Source organism: Ruegeria sp. BA2 (assembly GCF_056539605.1).
This window is the reverse complement of sequence record NZ_JBQFVE010000002.1, coordinates 554,315-571,341: the sequence shown is the minus strand read 5'-3', so window position 1 is coordinate 571,341 and position 17,027 is coordinate 554,315. Positions and strand designations below refer to the sequence as shown.

At 56.9% G+C, this 17,027-nt stretch carries 13 protein-coding genes and 1 pseudogene; 9 read left to right on the top strand and 5 right to left on the bottom strand.

Annotated features, from left to right (window positions below):
* Positions 1 to 2 precede the first annotated feature (2 nt).
* Positions 3 to 1,142 carry a cystathionine beta-lyase gene (gene metC / locus ACR0NN_RS07360; RefSeq protein WP_480684308.1) on the bottom strand — a complete coding sequence of 380 codons (1,140 nt, stop codon included), beginning with the start codon at positions 1,140 to 1,142 and terminating at the stop codon, positions 3 to 5.
* Positions 1,143 to 1,207: 65 nt separating this feature from the next.
* Here metC and ACR0NN_RS07355 point away from each other — a divergent pair, with 65 nt between their 5' ends.
* Together ACR0NN_RS07355 and ACR0NN_RS07350 are read left to right on the top strand one after the other, a co-directional pair.
* Positions 1,208 to 3,604 (top strand): molybdopterin-dependent oxidoreductase, encoded by a 2,397-nt coding sequence (locus tag ACR0NN_RS07355; RefSeq protein WP_170723415.1) that lies wholly within the window; start codon positions 1,208 to 1,210, stop codon positions 3,602 to 3,604.
* Positions 3,601 to 4,368: an IclR family transcriptional regulator gene (locus ACR0NN_RS07350; protein ID WP_170723414.1), complete on the top strand. Its 768-nt coding sequence runs from the start codon at positions 3,601 to 3,603 to the stop codon at positions 4,366 to 4,368. The genes ACR0NN_RS07355 and ACR0NN_RS07350 overlap by 4 nt, the downstream gene beginning before the upstream one ends.
* 20 nt (positions 4,369 to 4,388) lie before the next feature.
* Here ACR0NN_RS07350 and ACR0NN_RS07345 read toward each other — a convergent pair whose 3' ends face one another.
* Positions 4,389 to 4,784: a rhodanese-like domain-containing protein gene (locus ACR0NN_RS07345; protein WP_170723455.1), complete on the bottom strand. Its 396-nt coding sequence runs from the start codon at positions 4,782 to 4,784 to the stop codon at positions 4,389 to 4,391.
* A gap of 129 nt (positions 4,785 to 4,913) precedes the next feature.
* Between ACR0NN_RS07345 and ACR0NN_RS07340 the strand changes: the two genes are divergently transcribed.
* Genes ACR0NN_RS07340 through ACR0NN_RS07310 form a run of 7 tightly spaced genes read left to right on the top strand, consistent with a single transcriptional unit; the run spans position 4,914 to position 13,660 of the window.
* Entirely contained in the window at positions 4,914 to 6,188 is a 1,275-nt protein-coding gene (locus ACR0NN_RS07340) for an NAD(P)/FAD-dependent oxidoreductase (protein WP_170723413.1), read from the top strand.
* A 6-nt stretch (positions 6,189 to 6,194) separates the two neighbouring features.
* The gene (locus ACR0NN_RS07335; protein ID WP_480684306.1) at positions 6,195 to 8,261 is read left to right on the top strand and encodes a hydantoinase/oxoprolinase family protein; all 2,067 of its coding nucleotides are present in this window, start codon (positions 6,195 to 6,197) and stop codon (positions 8,259 to 8,261) included.
* Between the two features lie 3 nt (positions 8,262 to 8,264).
* Complete coding sequence (locus ACR0NN_RS07330) at positions 8,265 to 9,911, top strand: hydantoinase B/oxoprolinase family protein (protein ID WP_170723411.1); 1,647 nt, start codon at positions 8,265 to 8,267, stop codon at positions 9,909 to 9,911.
* 6 nt (positions 9,912 to 9,917) lie between these two features.
* On the top strand, positions 9,918 to 10,664 hold the full coding sequence (locus ACR0NN_RS07325) for an SDR family oxidoreductase (RefSeq protein ID WP_170380811.1): 747 nt from the start codon (positions 9,918 to 9,920) through the stop codon (positions 10,662 to 10,664).
* Complete coding sequence (locus tag ACR0NN_RS07320; protein ID WP_170642903.1) at positions 10,661 to 12,562, top strand: propionyl-CoA synthetase; 1,902 nt, start codon at positions 10,661 to 10,663, stop codon at positions 12,560 to 12,562. The genes ACR0NN_RS07325 and ACR0NN_RS07320 overlap by 4 nt, the downstream gene beginning before the upstream one ends.
* Positions 12,559 to 12,903, top strand: a complete 345-nt coding sequence (locus ACR0NN_RS07315; RefSeq protein WP_170723410.1) for a RidA family protein — start codon at positions 12,559 to 12,561, stop codon at positions 12,901 to 12,903. The genes ACR0NN_RS07320 and ACR0NN_RS07315 overlap by 4 nt, the downstream gene beginning before the upstream one ends.
* A 13-nt stretch (positions 12,904 to 12,916) precedes the next feature.
* Complete coding sequence (locus ACR0NN_RS07310) at positions 12,917 to 13,660, top strand: amino acid ABC transporter ATP-binding protein (protein ID WP_170380804.1); 744 nt, start codon at positions 12,917 to 12,919, stop codon at positions 13,658 to 13,660.
* Between the two features lie 252 nt (positions 13,661 to 13,912).
* On the opposite strand, the pseudogene ACR0NN_RS07305 reads toward ACR0NN_RS07310, so the two are convergent.
* From ACR0NN_RS07305 to ACR0NN_RS07295, 3 genes and pseudogenes are all read right to left on the bottom strand, one after another.
* Positions 13,913 to 14,284, bottom strand: a pseudogene (locus tag ACR0NN_RS07305) (IS6 family transposase); the annotation flags it as partial.
* 161 nt (positions 14,285 to 14,445) lie between these two features.
* Positions 14,446 to 15,966, bottom strand: a complete 1,521-nt coding sequence (locus tag ACR0NN_RS07300; protein ID WP_170723409.1) for an ABC transporter ATP-binding protein — start codon at positions 15,964 to 15,966, stop codon at positions 14,446 to 14,448.
* Positions 15,963 to 17,009, bottom strand: a complete 1,047-nt coding sequence (locus ACR0NN_RS07295; RefSeq protein ID WP_170723408.1) for a P-loop NTPase family protein — start codon at positions 17,007 to 17,009, stop codon at positions 15,963 to 15,965. Before ACR0NN_RS07295 ends, ACR0NN_RS07300 begins: the two co-directional genes overlap by 4 nt.
* Positions 17,010 to 17,027 lie beyond the last annotated feature (18 nt).

The following is a 17,027-nucleotide window of genomic DNA, read 5'->3' as shown; positions in this document are numbered from 1 at the left end:
CCTTACTGATCAAGCAGGGGGAGGGCGTTGGCGAGGTCTGCTTTCAGACTTTCAAGGTCCTCCAACCCGATATTGAAACGGACAAGCTGGCCAGTTTCCGACCACTTGGTCGCTGTGCGCACAGGGGTGACCGGCAGGGCGAGGCTTTCATAGCCGCCCCAGCTTACGCCGATGCCGAAATGGTGCAGCGCGTCGACAAAGCGATGCGCCGCGCTTTCGCTTGTAGTGTGGAAGATGACGCCAAACAGCCCGGCCGCGCCGGTAAAATCCCGCGCCCAGTTTTCGTGACCGGGGCAGGAGGGCAGCGCCGGGTGCAGAACGGTTTTCACCTGTGGCTGATCTCCAAACCACATTGCCATTTCGCGACCGGCTTTGTCGAAATGCTCCATCCGCAGCTTCAGTGTTCTGAGCCCGCGCAGGGCGAGCAGGATTTCCTGCCCTCCGGTTTTATCCCCGACCTGCATCACCGCCTTGCGAATAACTTTGGCATAAGCGGCGTTGCTGGCGGTGATCCCCAGCATGCAGTCCGAGTGGCCCGAGATGTATTTGCTGCCCGAGTAGACAACGATTTCGACGCCCCATGACAGCGGTTGGCTGAAGACGGGCGTCCCCCATGTGTTGTCGAGGATCGTGGGTACATTCGCAGATTGTGCCGCTGCTGCGATGGCCCGGATATCTGGCATCTCGAACGTGCCGGAGCCCGGGCTTTCAAACATAATCGCAGCGGTTTCGGCGCGGATCAGATCGCTGATTGCGCTGCCGATCATCGGGTCGAAGTACTCGATCTCGACCCCTTGCTGGGTCAGCAGCCCGTCGCAGAAGACGCGGGTGTTGCCGTAAACGTTGTCTGCGACCAGAACGTGGCAGCCGGGGTGGGTCAGCGCCATCAGCGTCGTTGTGATGGCGGCCACCCCAGAGGATGTCAACGTGATCGCTTCGGCGCCTTCAAGTTTTGCCAGCATCTGCTCAAGCTTAAAGGTCGCGGCATTGCCATAGCGCCCATAATAAAGTGTGCCGCTTTCATATCGCGCATCGCGTGCAGCAGCGAATTCGGCAAAGCTGTCGAAAACCATTGTTGAGCCGAGTTCAATCGGCATATTAACATGTCGACCCTCATCACGATCGGGACGTCCATCCTGCACAAGGCAGTCTGCTAGATTAAGTGGGGTGTCTTGCACTTTTGTGCCCTCTAATGCTGTTCAGCATGATGACAGCCTACCAGTTTTGTGTCAATATTCGGAAAGACAGTATTTTATATCGGAACAAAGACGTGACCGCAGAAACGACCCGGACCCTGACCGGAAACCATTGGGGTGCTGGTATTTCAGAAACAAAGGACGGCAAACTGGTCGCGGTTCACCCGCATCCTGACGACCCGAATCCTTCAGAGATCAACCGCAATGTAGCCTCTAGTCTGAATGGTCGTGCGCGCGTATTGCGTCCGGCTGTCCGTCGTGGATGGCTGGAAGGTGAGGGCGTACGTGGACGCGACAGTTTTGTCGAGGTCAGCTGGGATGACGCGCTGGAGCTAGTTGCCGCCGAACTGACCCGAATACGTCAAACTTTTGGTAACACAGCTATCTATGGCGGGTCATATGGGTGGTCCAGCGCGGGCCGTTTTCATCATGCTCAAAGCCAGCTTAAGCGTTTCCTAAACGGGCAGGGCGGGTTCGTCCGGTCCGAGGGAAACTATAGCTACAATGCTGCACTAGTACTGATGCCCCATATCGTAGGGCCGTTCCGGACCCATGTTGCACAGGCGACCCGTTGGCAGGTCGTCGCCAAACATACCGATCTTGTCGTGATGTTCGGGGGTATGGCCACGCGGAATACGCAGGTCAGTGACGGTGGCGTTGCCAAGCACAGGATGATGGACAATCTGAAGGCTTGTTGTGAAGCTGGAGTTAAGTTCGTTAACTGCAGCCCGCTGAAAAGTGATGCTGCGGATGAGATCCGGGCCGAATGGTTGCCGCCAAAACCCGGTACCGACACAGCGGTTATGATGGGGCTTGCACACACCTTACTGTCCGAAGGGCTTCATGACTCGGAATTTCTCGATCGATACACGGTCGGGTTTGAAAAGATGGCGGCATATCTACGCGGCGAGGCCGATGGGGTCATAAAATCAGCGGTATGGGCGGCTGCGATATCTGGTGTTCCAGCGGAACGTATTACATCCCTCGCACGCGAGATGGCGGCAGGCCGCACGATGATCACCTGTGCAGCAGCGCTTCAGCGAGCGGATTTCGGTGAACAGCCTTTATGGATGACGGTTACCTTGGCTGCGATGCTGGGTCAGATCGGACTGCCCGGCGGAGGTTATACTGTTGGATATGGTGTGAACGCCAATATAGGAAACATCGAGCGCCCCTTCCGCTGGGGTACATTCCCTCAGGGTAAAAACCCGATTTCGGATTTCATTCCGGTGGCAATGATTGCAGAAATGCTTCTCAATCCGGGCGAGGAGTACAAGTACAACGGGGAGACCCGTGTTTTCCCGGATATTCGCATGGTCTGGTGGGCTGGAGGGAATCCATTTCACCACCATCAGGATTTGCGGCGTCTACACAGGGCATTTCAGCGACCGGAAACCATCATTGTGAACGAGTTGAACTGGACTTCGACGGCTCGTCACGCAGACATTGTCTTACCTGTCGCAGCGCCGCAGGAGCGCACGGATTTTGGCGGTGGCAAATCAGACAATGCTCTGGTGCCCATGCCTGCGAGTGCAGAACCTCCGGGGGAAGCGCGGGCGGAATTCGACGTCTATGCTGATCTCGCCGAACGTCTGGGAACTGCGGAGCAGTTCTCCGAAGGGCTAGACAGCGACGGTTGGTTGCGCCGTATCTGGGATCAAACGCAAAAGGCAGCCAGCGCATCCGGAGAGAGTATTCCCGATTGGCAAACTTTCATCAGCGGTGATTTTGTTGAGCTGAAGGACCCGTCCCCCACTCAGGTCTTTATGGCTGAGTTCCGGCAGGACCCCGAAGCGAACCCTTTGCATACACCAAGTGGCCGCATCGAAATCTATTCGGACCGTATTGCAGGGTTTCAATTGGACGACTGCAAGGGGCACGCGACTTGGTTTCAGCCACGGGATGCCGCTGCGGGCAAACAGCCCTTTTATCTGTTGTCGGGTCAACCGGGCACACGGTTGCACTCTCAGCTAGATAATGGCGACTATAGCCTGAGCCGAAAAATACGCGGGCGCGAGCCGGTTCTGATCCATCCGGACGATGCGGCGGAACGGGGTATTGCAAACGGCGATATCGTCGAATTGTTCAACGAACGCGGTCGTTGTTTGGCGGGCGCGCGTGTCACAGCTGATATTTTGAAAGGTTGTGTTTTTCTGTGGACCGGCGCCTGGTATGACCCCGACTATGACGCACCACAGGACCGTGACCGGCATGGCAACCCGAACGTACTGACCCATGACATGCGCACGTCGAGCCTGACCCAAAGCCCGGCTTCACATTCAACAATGGTCGATATGCAGCGTTATGACGGGGAGGTTCCTGATTTGATTGTTCATGACCAACCTGCGTTTGAAGCCGCTTCTCGTTCTGCTATACAGCACAAGTTGCGAGGAAAGGATAAGCAGTGAGCGAAACACCCAAAGAACCTAAGGTCGACTCTACTCTGTCCAAAGGCTTGGCTATTTTGGAAAACCTCGCTGCGTCTCAGGGTAGTAAGGGTGTAACTGAGCTCTCCCGCGAACTGGAATTGACGAAATCTAATACATTTCGTCTTTTGCAGACCTTAAACACGCTTGGTTATGTCAAACACCTTGATGACAAGACATACGCTGCAACCTTGAAGACCTGGCAAGTTGGGCGCAGTTCCGTCGAAAACCTGAATCTGCGTGCCGCGGCTGCCCCCGAGATGGCGTATCTAAGTCAAGAAACGGGAGAAGCTATCTATCTTGCTGTGCCGGAAGGTTTGAATGTCATCTATATTGATAAGGTTGAAAGCCTGAAGCCTATCCGATCTTGGAATCCCGTGGGTGGAAGTGCGCCCATTTACTGTGTCGGAACGGGCAAGGCCATTTTGTCGAGCAATTTTGAGCAATTCCGCGAAAAGCTGAATGGTCAACTGGCTCGATACACTGACAGAACCCTGACGACGCTGGATGAACTAGAGACAGATGTAAAGGAAACTCGCAAACAGGGTTATGCCTTTGACCGCGGAGAGTTCCGCGATCGTATTCTAAGTTTTGGCGCACCCATCCTGTTGCCAGATGGAGAGGCGATCGCCGCCCTTGGCATCTCACTCCCCGACATCAACCTAAGTGATGGCGGGGAAGACCGTTTAGGCAGATTGGTCCATCACGCCGCAGAAAGCGTGACGCAGAAGCTGCGCCAACTCTAGCCCGCAGTCTTTGCCGGCTATCAGTCCTTCTTTTCGACTGGACCGCCGGATTTTTCCCACGAGCCGAAGCCTTCTTTTAGGTGCGCGGCTTCAAATCCCATATCCTGCAGCGTGGCGACGGTGATGGCAGAGCGCCAACCAGAGGCGCAATGAAAGACGTACTTCTTGCCTTCCTGAGCGAATACGTCTTTGTGGTAGGGGCTGTCGGGGTCAACCCAAAATTCAATCATTCCGCGCGGTGCGTGGAAACTGCCTGGGATGAAACCGGTGCGCTGACGTTCTCGTACGTCACGAATGTCTACAACAATAACGTTGGGGTCGCCGACCATCGCGATCAGATCTGCTGTTTCAATCTCTTCAATTCGATCACGTGATTCCTGCACCATCTGAGCTGCTGTTTTCTTAAGCTGGGCCATGTCCATTGTTCCGATATTTAAAACGAGCTTTTCATATATTGACACAATGTTGCCTTCATTGCAACTTAGGATAACAGGAATCACCAGACTGTATGGCGTATTCGTAGTTAGAAAAGAGGGTGCCCGCGCATGAGTACAGACAGCCCAATCTCTCTTTGGGATGTGTCCGCGGAGGAGCCGGATATTCGCAATCCGATGACTGGCGACGCGGAAGCGGATGTCGCAATTGTTGGTGGGGGCTTCACGGGTCTTTCAACAGCGCTTCACTGTGCGGAGAAAGGGCTGAGTGCCCATGTGCTCGAGGCCAAGCATATCGGCTTCGGTGGCTCGGGTCGCAATGTGGGTTTGGTCAACGCCGGGGTCTGGCACCCCCCTGCCGCCGTTCGGGAGAAGCTGGGCGATAAGTACGGGCCGCGCTTCGTCACGCGGTTTGGCGAAGGGCCGGCACAAGTTTTTGATCTTATCGAAAAACACCAGATTCGCTGCGAAGTGACCAAGACAGGGACCATTCACGCCGCGCACGCGCCGTCCGGTTTCGAGGACCTAAAAGCGCGTCACGCCGAGTGGGCGCGTCTGGGAAAGCCGGTCGATTTGCTTTCGCCAGATGAAATGGTCGAGAAAACCGGAACAAGCGTATTCTATGGTGGCCTACTGGATCATCGCGCGGGCACGATCAACCCGATGGGCTATTGCCGAGGGCTTGCGCGGGCAGCAAAAGGCGCGGGAGCCGAAATCAACACCGGCGTTTGCGCAACCAACTTACGACGCGACGGCGAGAAATGGGTTGTTGAAACCGACAAGGGTACGGTCCGCGCTAACTATGTTGTGCTGGGCACAAACGCATATAGCGACGCTTTGTGGCCTGACCTGAACCGCGTGTTCACCATGATTCACTATTTTCAGTTGGCTACGAAACCACTGAAAGGAGACATGTCTCATATCCTACCGGGTCGTCAGGGCATCTGGGATACGGGCCAGATCATGTTTAGTATTCGACGTGATGCACATGATCGCCTCGTGATCGGTTCCATGGGTACGGTCGTGGGCTCAGTCGGGCGCGGGCTGTCGCATCGCTGGGCCAAAAAGAACCTCGCCCGCCTTTATCCCGAACTGGGTCCGGTTGAATTCGAAGAGGCCTGGCATGGTCAGATCGCTATGACTCCGGACCACCTGCCGCGCATCTATCAGTTGGCTCCGAACCTATTGACCCCAATCGGCTACAATGGGCGTGGCATCACGACAGGCACGATCTTTGGTGAGTGCATGGCCAATCTGATCTCGGGCATGGACCCGGCGGACCTTCCGCTGCCCATGACCGAGCTTTCGACCGTCCCGTCAGCCCCGATTATGTCCCGTCTGTATCAGACGGCGTTCACGGCCAACCAAATCCTCAAGAGCCTTTAGAGTCCCATGAGCAAGATCGATATTCGCGTAGGCGTCGACATTGGTGGAACCTTTACGGATGTCGCGCTGCAGCATCCCGGCGGATTGTCTACCAGCAAAGTCCTCACCAACTATCGCCAACCGGAACAGGCGATTCTGGATGGCATCGTCAAAGCGGCGGATCAGGCCAGCATTGCATTGGGTGATATTAGGCAGGTCATTCACGGCACAACGCTGGTGACCAACTCGCTAATAGAACGGCGCGGCGCAAAGACCGCCTTCATCACCACCGAAGGGTTTCGGGACGTGATTGAGATGCGTTCGGAAAACCGGTTCGAGCAATACGATCTGAACCTAAACCTGCCCAAACCGCTGGTGCCGCGTCAGGACCGGTTCACCCTGAACGAGCGCATGGGCCCGGACGGAAAGGTTCTTCTTGCGCTGGATCTGTCCGAGGTCAACGCGATGGTCGACACGATCAAAGCGGGCGGGTTCGAGGCGGTTGCCATCGGTCTGATGCACGCCTACGCCAATGACGCGCATGAGGTTGCCATGGGCGAGGCGTTGAGCAAGGCCATGCCAAACCTGTCGATTTCGCTGTCCTCGGTGATTTCACCTCAGATGCGGGAACTGCCTCGGTTTAACACCGTGATCGCAAACGCCTATGTGCAGCCGCAGGTCGCCGACTATCTGGGCCGTTTGGTGGCCCGCCTGCGCGAAATGGGCGTGAACGCCCCTGTGTTTATGCTGCATTCCGGCGGTGGGTTGATTTCGGTTGAAACTGCTGCGGAACAGCCCGTGCGGCTGCTGGAATCCGGCCCTGCGGGCGGGGCAATCTTTGCCGCCGATTTTGCACGGGCACACGGTCTGGACAAGGTGCTCAGCTTTGACATGGGCGGAACAACAGCCAAAATCTGCTTGATTGAAGATGGCGCGCCCAAGACGGCCAATACGTTTGAAGTCGCGCGAACCTATCGGTTCAAAAAAGGCTCGGGCATGACTGTGTCGACGCCTGTTGTGGAGATGGTCGAGATCGGAGCCGGGGGCGGTTCGATTGCCTCTGTGGATAGGATGGGGCGACTTCAAGTTGGGCCGCGCTCAGCGGCGTCCGAACCCGGCCCGGCCTGCTACGGGCGTGGCGGGACAGAGCCAACCGTGACCGATGCCAATCTGCTGCTTGGCCGTCTGGATCCGGACAATTTTGCAGGCGGTGCTATCCCGTTGCACATGACGGAATCCGAAAAGGCCGCCGCCAAATTGAACCTCTCTGCAGGGGATGCCGCCTTTGGTATCACTGAATTGGTGGATGAGAACATGGCCAACGCCGCGCGGGTTCATACGGTCGAGAACGGGCGCGACATTGAGCATTTCACTATGATTGCCTTTGGAGGCGGCGCACCGCTGCATGCCTGCCGTCAATGTGAAAAGCTTGGGATCAAGGCGCTGATAATCCCACCGGGTGCGGGCGTGGGTTCGGCCATTGGGTTTCTGAAGGCTCCGTTCAGTTTTGAGGCGACACGCGGGCTGTTTCAGCGATTGGACGATTTCGACGCTGGGGCGGTGAACGCTGCGTTGATCGAGATGGAAGCCGAAGCGCGTGCATTTGTCGACGAAGGCGCCAAGGGTGCAGAAACTGAAATCCGTCTGACCGCGCAAATGCGTTATTCCGGTCAGGGCTGGGAAATACCCGTGGCGCTTCCTCACAAACAATTCGAAGACAGCGACGTATCGCTGATCCTCAACGCTTTCGAAGATGCCTATCGCATACTCTTTGGCCGGGTCATCGACGGGTTGGCAGTTGAGATCACCAACTGGCTGCTGACAGTGTCCACGGTTTTGCCAGATGCCGAACCTGTCGTTGGCTACAAAAACGGATCTGACGCGAATGTCGCGCGGACGCGCGAGTTTTTCGACACCGCCCTACGCAAATCCGTCGCGGCACGTGAGGTAGAACGGTCGAGTATGACAGCAGGTAAGGCCGTCGAAGGCCCCGCGATAATTGTCGAATCCGAAACATCAACCGTAGTCACTTCGGGTTATCGCGCGGTGGGGCAGGGCGATGGAAGTATGCTCTTGCTGGCGAAGGAGACTTAAGCAATGGGTGCGTCAGATATCGATCATCAGATCATGTGGAACCGCTTGATTGCGGTTGTAGAGGAACAGGCCACAACGCTGATCCGCACGGCCTTTTCAACCTCGGTCCGCGAGGCGGGCGACCTGTCGGCGGGACTGTTCGACCAAGAGGGACGGATGATCGCACAGGCGGTGACTGGAACTCCGGGCCACGTCAATGCGATGGCGGAAAGCGTCACGCATTTCGCCTCTCTAATCGGACCGCAGAACACTTTCGACGGCGATGTTTTCATCACCAACGATCCTTGGATGGGCACAGGCCACTTGCATGACATCACCGTAGTTACCCCAGTGTTCCGCAAGGGTGTTCACATCGGGTATTTTGCTTGCACAGCACATGTGGTGGATATCGGCGGGCGTGGATTTGGCCCGGACGGCAATGAGGTATTCGAAGAGGGCCTCCTGATCCCCATCACTAAGTTCGCAGAACGTGGTCAGGTTCAACCTCTGCTCATCGAGATGATCCGCGCCAATGTGCGCACCCCGGATCAGACCGTTGGCGACATGTACTCGTTGGCCGCCTGTAACGAAGCGGGTGACCGCCGTCTACAGGCGATGATGGATGAGTTTGGTATCGACGATCTGCAATCGTTGTCGGATTTCGTCATCGAGACCAGCCGTAAGGCCACGCTCGAGGCTATCGCCAAAGTGCCCTCGGGCACCTTTCACGAAACCATGCAGGTCGATGGATATGACGCACCGGTGCATATGGAGGTGACCCTCAGCGTCGATGGCGATCAGTTGCTGGCTGATTTCGCAGGCACATCGGGCATGAGCCGGTTTGGCGTGAATTGCCCCGAAGTCTATACCCGCGCCTATGCTTGCTACGCGCTGAAATGCGCGATTGCGCCCGAGGTGCCGAACAATACAGGCTCGCTTGAACCCTTCCGCATCACCGCGCCGGAAGGCTGCATTCTGGCCGCCAAACGCCCCGCACCGGTTTCGGTGCGTCACGTCATGGGCCATCTGGTGCCAGATGTGGTCCTGGGCGCGTTGCACAAGGCGATGCCGGACACGGTTCCGGCGGAAGGGGCGAGCGCGCTGTGGAACATTCAGATTTCCGCCCGCGCTTCGGACTCGGAAAGCGGGCTGCCGAACCGCGAGGTACTGATGTTCAACTCGGGTGGCACTGGCGCGCGCCCAGGTTTTGACGGGCTGAGCGCCACCGCCTTCCCCTCGGGCGTATCGACCATGAGCGTTGAGGCGACCGAGCACGTGGGGCCGATCACCGTCTGGCGCAAAGACTTACGCGAAGGTTCCGGCGGGGCAGGGGCTCTGCGCGGCGGTTTAGGCCAGACCATCGAGATCGAACCGCGCGAGGGCTATGATTTCTACTTCAACGCTATGTTCGATCGCGTCGAAAACCCCGCGCGCGGGCGCAACGGTGGGCTCGCCGGTGGTGCAGGTGCGGTCGAATTGTCTGATGGAACAAAGCTGCGCTCTAAGGGTCGGCAATTGGTCAAGAACGGTCAGCGTCTGAAACTCAGCGTGCCCGGTGGCGGAGGCTACGGAGCGCCAGAACAGAGGGATCGTAACGCAGTGGCCGATGACTTGGCCGCCGGATTCATCACGACCGTCCAAGCAAAGCAAGATTACGGATTCGAGGGATAATCGCAAATGGCTGAAACTCATATTGCAGTCGTAACCGGCGCCGCTCAGGGCATCGGACTAGCCTGCGCCGAGGCGCTGAGCGAGGATGGCTACAAGGTCATTCTAGTCGATATTCAGGACAACGTGCACGAGGCTGCCGCCAAGCTGGGCGGGGTCGGAATGGTCTGCGACATGGGCGACATGAATGCGATCAGCGCCATGTTCGATACGATCGAGGCCGAACATGGCCCGGTCTCGGCGTTGGTAAACAACGCTGGGATCGCAATGCCCGGCAACTTTCTGGATTATGACCTTTCCAACTTTGACCGAGTGATGGATATCAACCTCCGCGGCGTGTTTGTGGCAATGCAGCGGGCTGCGAAGACGATGGTCGAGCAGGGCATCGAGGGCACGATTGTCAACATGTCGTCGATCAATGCGCAGGTCGCAATCCCTGCGATCCCCGCCTATTGCGCGTCGAAAGGCGGTGTCATGCAGCTGACCAAGGCGGCAGCATTGGCGCTGGCTCCGAAAAACATCCGTGTTAACGCGGTAGGTCCGGGCTCGATTGATACTGAAATGATGGCGAGTGTTAATGCAAACCCAGAAGCCTACAAGATGGCGATGTCTCGCACGCCAATGGGCCGAGCAGGTACCGCGCGTGAGATCGGCGATGTAGTGGCGTTTCTGTGCTCGAAAAAGGCCAGCTACGTAACGGGTGAAACGATCTACGTCGATGGCGGTCGCCTCGGCCTGAACTATGTGATGTCATGAGCTACGCAGGCGCATATGCAAGCTGGCAGTCAGACCCCGAGGCGTTCTGGGAGAAGGCCGCCGAACAGGTCGATTGGTTCTCGCCAGCCGAGAAAGTCTTTGACGCAGATATGGGTGTTTATGGGCGCTGGTTCGCCGGTGCAACTTGCAACACCTGCTGGAATTGCGTCGACCGCCATGTTGAGGCTGGTCATGGCGAACGCAACGCGCTTGTCTATGACAGCCCGGTAACGAACACGGTTCAAACCTTCAGCTTTGGTGAACTGAAGGCCGAAGTTGGCGCTCTGGCATCGGTCATGAGGGCGCATGGCGTTGGCAAAGGCGACCGCGTCGTCATCTATATGCCAATGGTGCCACAGGCAGTGTTTGCAATGCTGGCCTGCGCTCGTTTGGGAGCGATCCACTCGGTCGTTTTTGGCGGCTTTGCGCCGCATGAACTGGCTACCCGCATCAACGATGCCGCACCCAAGATGATTATCTCGGCCTCCTGCGGGATCGAGCCGGGTCGGATCGTGCATTACAAACCATTGCTGGATGCTGCAATTGAGGAAGCCACCACCAAGCCCGCGCATTGCCTGATCCTGCAGCGCGACATGGAACTGGCGGAGCTAACCCTGGGCCGCGATCTGGACTATGCCGAACTGATCGACGCAGCAAAGGCGGCGGGGGAAACCACGGAATGCGTGCCGGTTGCGGCGACCGATCCACTCTATATCCTCTATACCTCCGGAACCACCGGCCAGCCCAAAGGCGTTGTGCGCGACAATGGTGGGCACATGGTGGCGCTGAAATGGACGATGGAGCACCACTATGGGATCAATCCCGGTGAGGTGTTCTGGGCGGCATCAGACGTGGGATGGGTCGTCGGGCATTCCTATATCTGCTACGGGCCGCTGCTGCATGGCTGCGCCACAGTGGTTTACGAAGGCAAGCCGGTGGGCACGCCTGATGCCGGAGCGTTCTGGCGGGTTATTCAGGATCATGAGGTTGCCGCGCTGTTCACCGCTCCGACCGCTTTCCGCGCGATCAAGAAAGAGGACCCCAAGGGCCAGTTGATCCGGCAATATGATCTGTCGAAATTCCGCACGCTGTTTCTGGCCGGCGAACGCTCGGATCCAGCGACGATTCAATGGGCTGAGGAAAAACTACAACGCCCGGTAATCGACCATTGGTGGCAGACTGAAACCGGTTGGGCCATGTCTGGTAACCCGGTGGGCCTGGGACAATTCCCGGTCAAGTATGGCTCACCCGGAAAGCCAATGCCTGGCTACGAAATTCAGGTTTTGGATGACGAAGGCCATGAGGTCCCGCCTGGTACCTTGGGCAACATCGTCTGCAAACTACCTCTGCCGCCCTCGGGCTTTCCCACACTTTGGAACGCGCCGGAACGGTTCCTGACTTCGTATATGAACGAATTCCCTGGCTACTACGCCACATCGGATGCCGGGATCATTGATGAGGACGGCTATGTCTTCATCATGGCCCGCACGGATGACATCATCAACGTAGCCGGGCACCGCCTGTCGACCGGTGCGATGGAAGAGGTGATCGGGGCCCATCCCGACATCGCTGAATGCGCTGTGGTCGGTGCGGCGGATGCATTGAAAGGCCAGATGCCACTGGGGTTCTATGTGACCAATGACGGCGCCGATCGGGACTCTAGTGAACTGGAAAAAGAGCTGGTCGCGTTGATGCGGGAACAGATCGGGGCGGTCGCAGCCTTTAAAACCGCCATTCCGGTCAAACGGTTGCCGAAAACACGCTCTGGCAAGGTTTTGCGCGGGACGATGCAGAAGATTGCCGACAGTGTTGAATTCAAGATGCCGGCTGCCATCGACGATCCGGCCATTCTGGATGAGATTTCCGACGCGCTGAAGGGCCGGGGGCTGCTGAAATGATAGAACGTCTCCACACCGGTGCCCGGATGTCGAAGATCGTCAAGCACAATGGCGTCGCCTATCTGTGCGGTCAAGTTGGTGCGGGTGACAGCGTCAACAAACAGACGCAAGACTGCCTGTCGCGCGTTGATGCCCTGCTTGCCGAGGCGGGCTCGGACCGTGAACATATCCTGCAGGCCACCGTCTGGCTGCGCGATATGGCGGACTTTGCTGAAATGAACGCTGTCTGGGATGCCTGGGTGCCTAAGGGCCATGCGCCCGCCCGCGCCTGTGGCGAGGCCCGTCTGGCGCGGGACGTATTGAAAGTTGAGATCATCATCACAGCCGCAATCAAAACCTAAAGGGGAGACCGCCATGTCCGAAACACCGGCCGTCAGACTAAGCAAGGTGGAAAAATACTACGGGTCTTTCCACGCCCTCAAGAACGTAAACCTGACCGTGAGCAAGGGCGAAAAAATTGTCGTCTGCGGGCCGTCTGGATCGGGTAAATCAACCATGATCCGCACGATCAACCAGCTTGAGGAACATCAGTCCGGTCTGATCGAGATCAATGGCCACGCAATCAGCGCCGAAGATCCCAATATCGACAAGCTGCGGCAGGATGTTGGTATGGTGTTTCAGCACTTTAACCTATTCCCGCATATGACGATCCTTGAGAACTGCACGCTGGCCCCGATGCTTGCGCGAAAAATCTCGCAGTCCGAGGCCGAAGAGACCGCGATGATGTATCTGGAAAAGGTCCAGATCGCCAATCAGGCGCCCAAGTATCCCGGCCAGCTTTCAGGCGGTCAGCAGCAGCGCGTGGCCATCGCGCGCGCGCTGTGTATGAAGCCGGATATCCTGCTGTTTGACGAGCCGACCTCGGCATTGGACCCCGAAATGATCGGTGAGGTTCTGGACGTCATGGTTCGTTTGGCCGAAGAAGGCATGACCATGATCTGCGTGACCCATGAGATGGGATTTGCCCGCAAAGTTGCTGATCGGATCATCTTTATGGATGCCGGTGAAATCATCGAAGAGGACGATCCCGAAAGCTTCTTTACCAATCCCAAGAGCGAGCGGACGAAGAATTTTTTGGAACAAGTTCTAGTTCATTAAGGAGCAAGAACTCACTCTTAGAAAGTCAAATTAGTTGGGCATCCAGCTAGAACACACTTCGCTACAACTCTGGGTGTGGTCTCTTCCTCAGAACATCCCGCTTTGTACGGTAGAAGGATATATGTCCAATGAAAGCTCTTGTTTTGGCTCATACTCAGTTTAGGCTTGCATTTGAGTTGCTCGATAGAAATGGCTTTGGTCCATTTCTCTTTACAAACTGAACGCTTTGGGAACTTGGGGTTGCGTATCAAAATTCCAATAAATTGCTGGGGTGAATAACTTTGTAGCGGCTGGTTTAACTCGACGTCGCGATAGCATTAAGTCAAGAGTCTTGTCGTGCTTGTCGACAGCTCGATAGAGGAAAAACCACGCGCCTTTTAATTTGATGTACGTTCGGTCCATTCTCTACGAACGATCACATGGGTTTTTGCGTCGGTGTGCTGCCTCAGCGATTGCACCAGAATATTGTGCTACCCGTCAGTTTAGCGTTTTGTGGTCTACTGAAACACCGCGTTCCGTCATGATTTCTTCCAGATCCCGGTATGAAACACCGTAGCGTAGTTGGATGAATACCGCGTGCAAAATCACGTCTTTCGGAAAATGCACACCCTTGAAGGAAACCATGAGCTGACTTTCGGCTGAAATACATGAGCGGCTATTCACTCTCAGCATTCCCGAGCGTCAATGGTCAAAATTTGTAACATATCGACGTTGGAACCTACGGGCTCGACAATCCAGTCAAAAGGTTCGCGACACATCCCAAACGGCTTACTATTGCTTGAAAGTCAACGAAATGAATTGCTTTTCTGGCTATGGTATTCACGGAAAGAAGTGAGTTTTGTAGCCAATTGCCATGACGAAGTTGACCTGAAAGCAATGCACGGAGCAACGACAGCAAGAATTAAGCCGGGTTTTTGAAGAATAAGCCTCAGACAAGAAAGGGAAATTCTCTGATCAGTGGTTAAATTGGCGCCGCGCTCCGTCAATTTGAAGTCCAAGCCGCCAATCTCTTGAACGACGTCTTGCAGGGCAACACTCTCGGCGACTTTTATGATTTGCTCGTCCGATGGACGTTTCTTTAGACCTAGGGTCAAAGCCCGACGCAGGCTGCCTTTCAGGATCAAGGGTTGGTCAGTGAGAATTCCGACAGATCGGCGCAGGCTTCCAGGCGTTAGTTCTGAAATGTCTCTGCCATCCAGTTTTAAAGACATGTCCCCGGGCGATGCGTTGCCAAGCAGGGCGATTTCGATCTGGTCCATCAACGTGCTGGAAATAACGGCCTGTTCCCCGGGGCATATTTTTAATTCCGGGCCATGTGTGGTGGTGATTTCAACCGAAACGGGTTCTTTGCGCAGGTGTGCTTTCGCGCTTCGCGATGCCGCCAGCGGGCGGTTCAAAGCACGGGACAGGTTGTTATAGGCCGCCCGATATTTTGCGGCATGATCGCTGGCCGTCATCGCATTGCGTAAAGGTCTGATCATCAGACCCAGAGCCGCCAAACCGGCCGCGATTGTTCCCGCAGACAGGCCGCCTGTTCCGCCGATCATCATGATCAGGCTTGCGGCGATTGCGGCTGAGAACTCTGGCACGGCCTTTCGGACTTCGCTCAGACCCCGGCGCGCGCAGGCCGCATCGGCCACGCAGTCTGCTCGGCGGTCCAGCGACTTCATCTCGATGTGGCGCCGTCCCAGCGCCGAAAGCCTTGGCGCAATCGGCAGGCGCTCGGTGACATCTGCTGCCAGCCGCGCCCGCAGCTTTCGCAATTGGCGGTGCGCGTCCAGAAGTTTGCGCTGTGTCAGCGCCGCCCAAAGCGCTGAGGGCAGGATCGCGCAGACCGCCACCCAGACAAACCGCTGGTCAAGGTAGATCAACACAGCTGTCGCTGCGGGCAACAAAACGGCAGCCTGAATAAGCCTGGGTAAGCCAAGGCCAGGCCAATCCTGTAATGCCGACAGGTCACCGGTAAAGCGCAGGACATGATAGCCCATGCGTCTTTGGTCCAGATCGCGCTGATCGCTGCGGCTTGCGTGATCGAACAGCCGCAGGCGGACGTCTTTGGTGTAGTTCTGGCCCAACCGCTCCGCGAGTGTCCTGAAGATCAGTTGCATCAGCGCGCCGCACAGCCCCGCCACGCCGATGACTGTAATCGGAAGAACGGGCAGGTCCGATCCGGCGTGTACGGCGACAAAGACCGTGCGAGTTGCAATGGCCACCGCAGCAAAAGCGGTGGCCTGCGAGAGGGTCGCAAACAGAATCCAGACAAACAGGCGACGCCTTTGACCCTCAAGCAGTCCTGGGGGGGTCATGCGGCGTGCCGGGTCCGCTCGATCCCGGCGCGTGCGGCCAATGTGTTCGCATAGGCCGGATCAAGAAGCTGACTGCGCGTCAGAACCTGAACACCTGTCGCAGCCTGGGCTTCCTCGACCGCCATGGGCGAACATGACAGCATCCCTGTCAGTGCAATGGGTCGGATCCCATTTCGCCCCAGCTCGGCTACACCTCCTGCGGCTGCGACCGGATCGGCGCAGGCAAACAGGTACTTCGAAAACCGGCCACGGACGGAGGCGTCAGCCAGCAGGGCGGCGGTCTCCCGCTGGAAGATGCCGTCGGCTAGTTCCATCACCGCGATGTGGCAACCAAGGGATTCTGACTCGCCCAGAAGCGTATCAATGCCCGCAACGATGCGCGGCATAGGTTCCAGATAGGTCGTAACCATACCTGCGTCGGTAAAATCGGCTACAAAGGATGCACCAGCATCGACAAAGGAGTTGTAATCTCCAAACGCGCCGGTCCCTGTGCCTTTCAGCACTGCCACCTGCCACCCGGCCTTGGTCAGACCATGGGCCAGGGCGGCTGTTGCTGTTGTTTTGCCCGAGTTCATTGCGGTTCCAACCACACAGATCACCGGAATCTGCGCCGGCCTGGTACGTTCGGGCAGGGCGAAACCACTGGTGTTCAGAACAACACCGTCCTTTGAGGTGATGCGCCCCAGCGGCTGAATGCGGGTCGGGGGTTTGATGCGCTCGTTTCGTTGCACCATGCGCCCGAGACAGCCTCCGCCAGCAAGCATGTCGCTGCCTTTCCTGTCGATCTCAGCCAGCCCTTCGAACTGATCGGGCGCGTATCGCGCGCCGCAGGGCAGCACAACAAGATCACCGGGATACAGGGTTGAGGGCCGTCCCGCAGGCAACTGAATGCGTTGGTGGTTGCCGATTGATGCGACACGGCCAAGGATCAGATCTCCGGGTTGCGCCTGCGCAAAGTCTTGACGCAACCCATGCGCCAGCCTCTGATCGATGCGTCTGGTTGCAAAACACCATTTTGCATCTTTGAAGTGATAGTTTTCCATGGGTAATCTCCTATTTTC

Coding starts and splice junctions, on each gene's coding strand:
- ACR0NN_RS07300 (WP_170723409.1), bottom strand. CDS start 15,966: ATGACCCCCCCAGGACTGCTTGAGGGTCAAAGGCGTCGCCTGTTTGTC.
- ACR0NN_RS07325 (WP_170380811.1), top strand. CDS start 9,918: ATGGCTGAAACTCATATTGCAGTCGTAACCGGCGCCGCTCAGGGCATC.
- ACR0NN_RS07330 (WP_170723411.1), top strand. CDS start 8,265: ATGGGTGCGTCAGATATCGATCATCAGATCATGTGGAACCGCTTGATT.
- ACR0NN_RS07315 (WP_170723410.1), top strand. CDS start 12,559: ATGATAGAACGTCTCCACACCGGTGCCCGGATGTCGAAGATCGTCAAG.
- ACR0NN_RS07295 (WP_170723408.1), bottom strand. CDS start 17,009: ATGGAAAACTATCACTTCAAAGATGCAAAATGGTGTTTTGCAACCAGA.
- ACR0NN_RS07345 (WP_170723455.1), bottom strand. CDS start 4,784: ATGGCCCAGCTTAAGAAAACAGCAGCTCAGATGGTGCAGGAATCACGT.
- ACR0NN_RS07335 (WP_480684306.1), top strand. CDS start 6,195: ATGAGCAAGATCGATATTCGCGTAGGCGTCGACATTGGTGGAACCTTT.
- ACR0NN_RS07320 (WP_170642903.1), top strand. CDS start 10,661: ATGAGCTACGCAGGCGCATATGCAAGCTGGCAGTCAGACCCCGAGGCG.
- ACR0NN_RS07355 (WP_170723415.1), top strand. CDS start 1,208: ATGACAGCCTACCAGTTTTGTGTCAATATTCGGAAAGACAGTATTTTA.
- ACR0NN_RS07340 (WP_170723413.1), top strand. CDS start 4,914: ATGAGTACAGACAGCCCAATCTCTCTTTGGGATGTGTCCGCGGAGGAG.
- ACR0NN_RS07310 (WP_170380804.1), top strand. CDS start 12,917: ATGTCCGAAACACCGGCCGTCAGACTAAGCAAGGTGGAAAAATACTAC.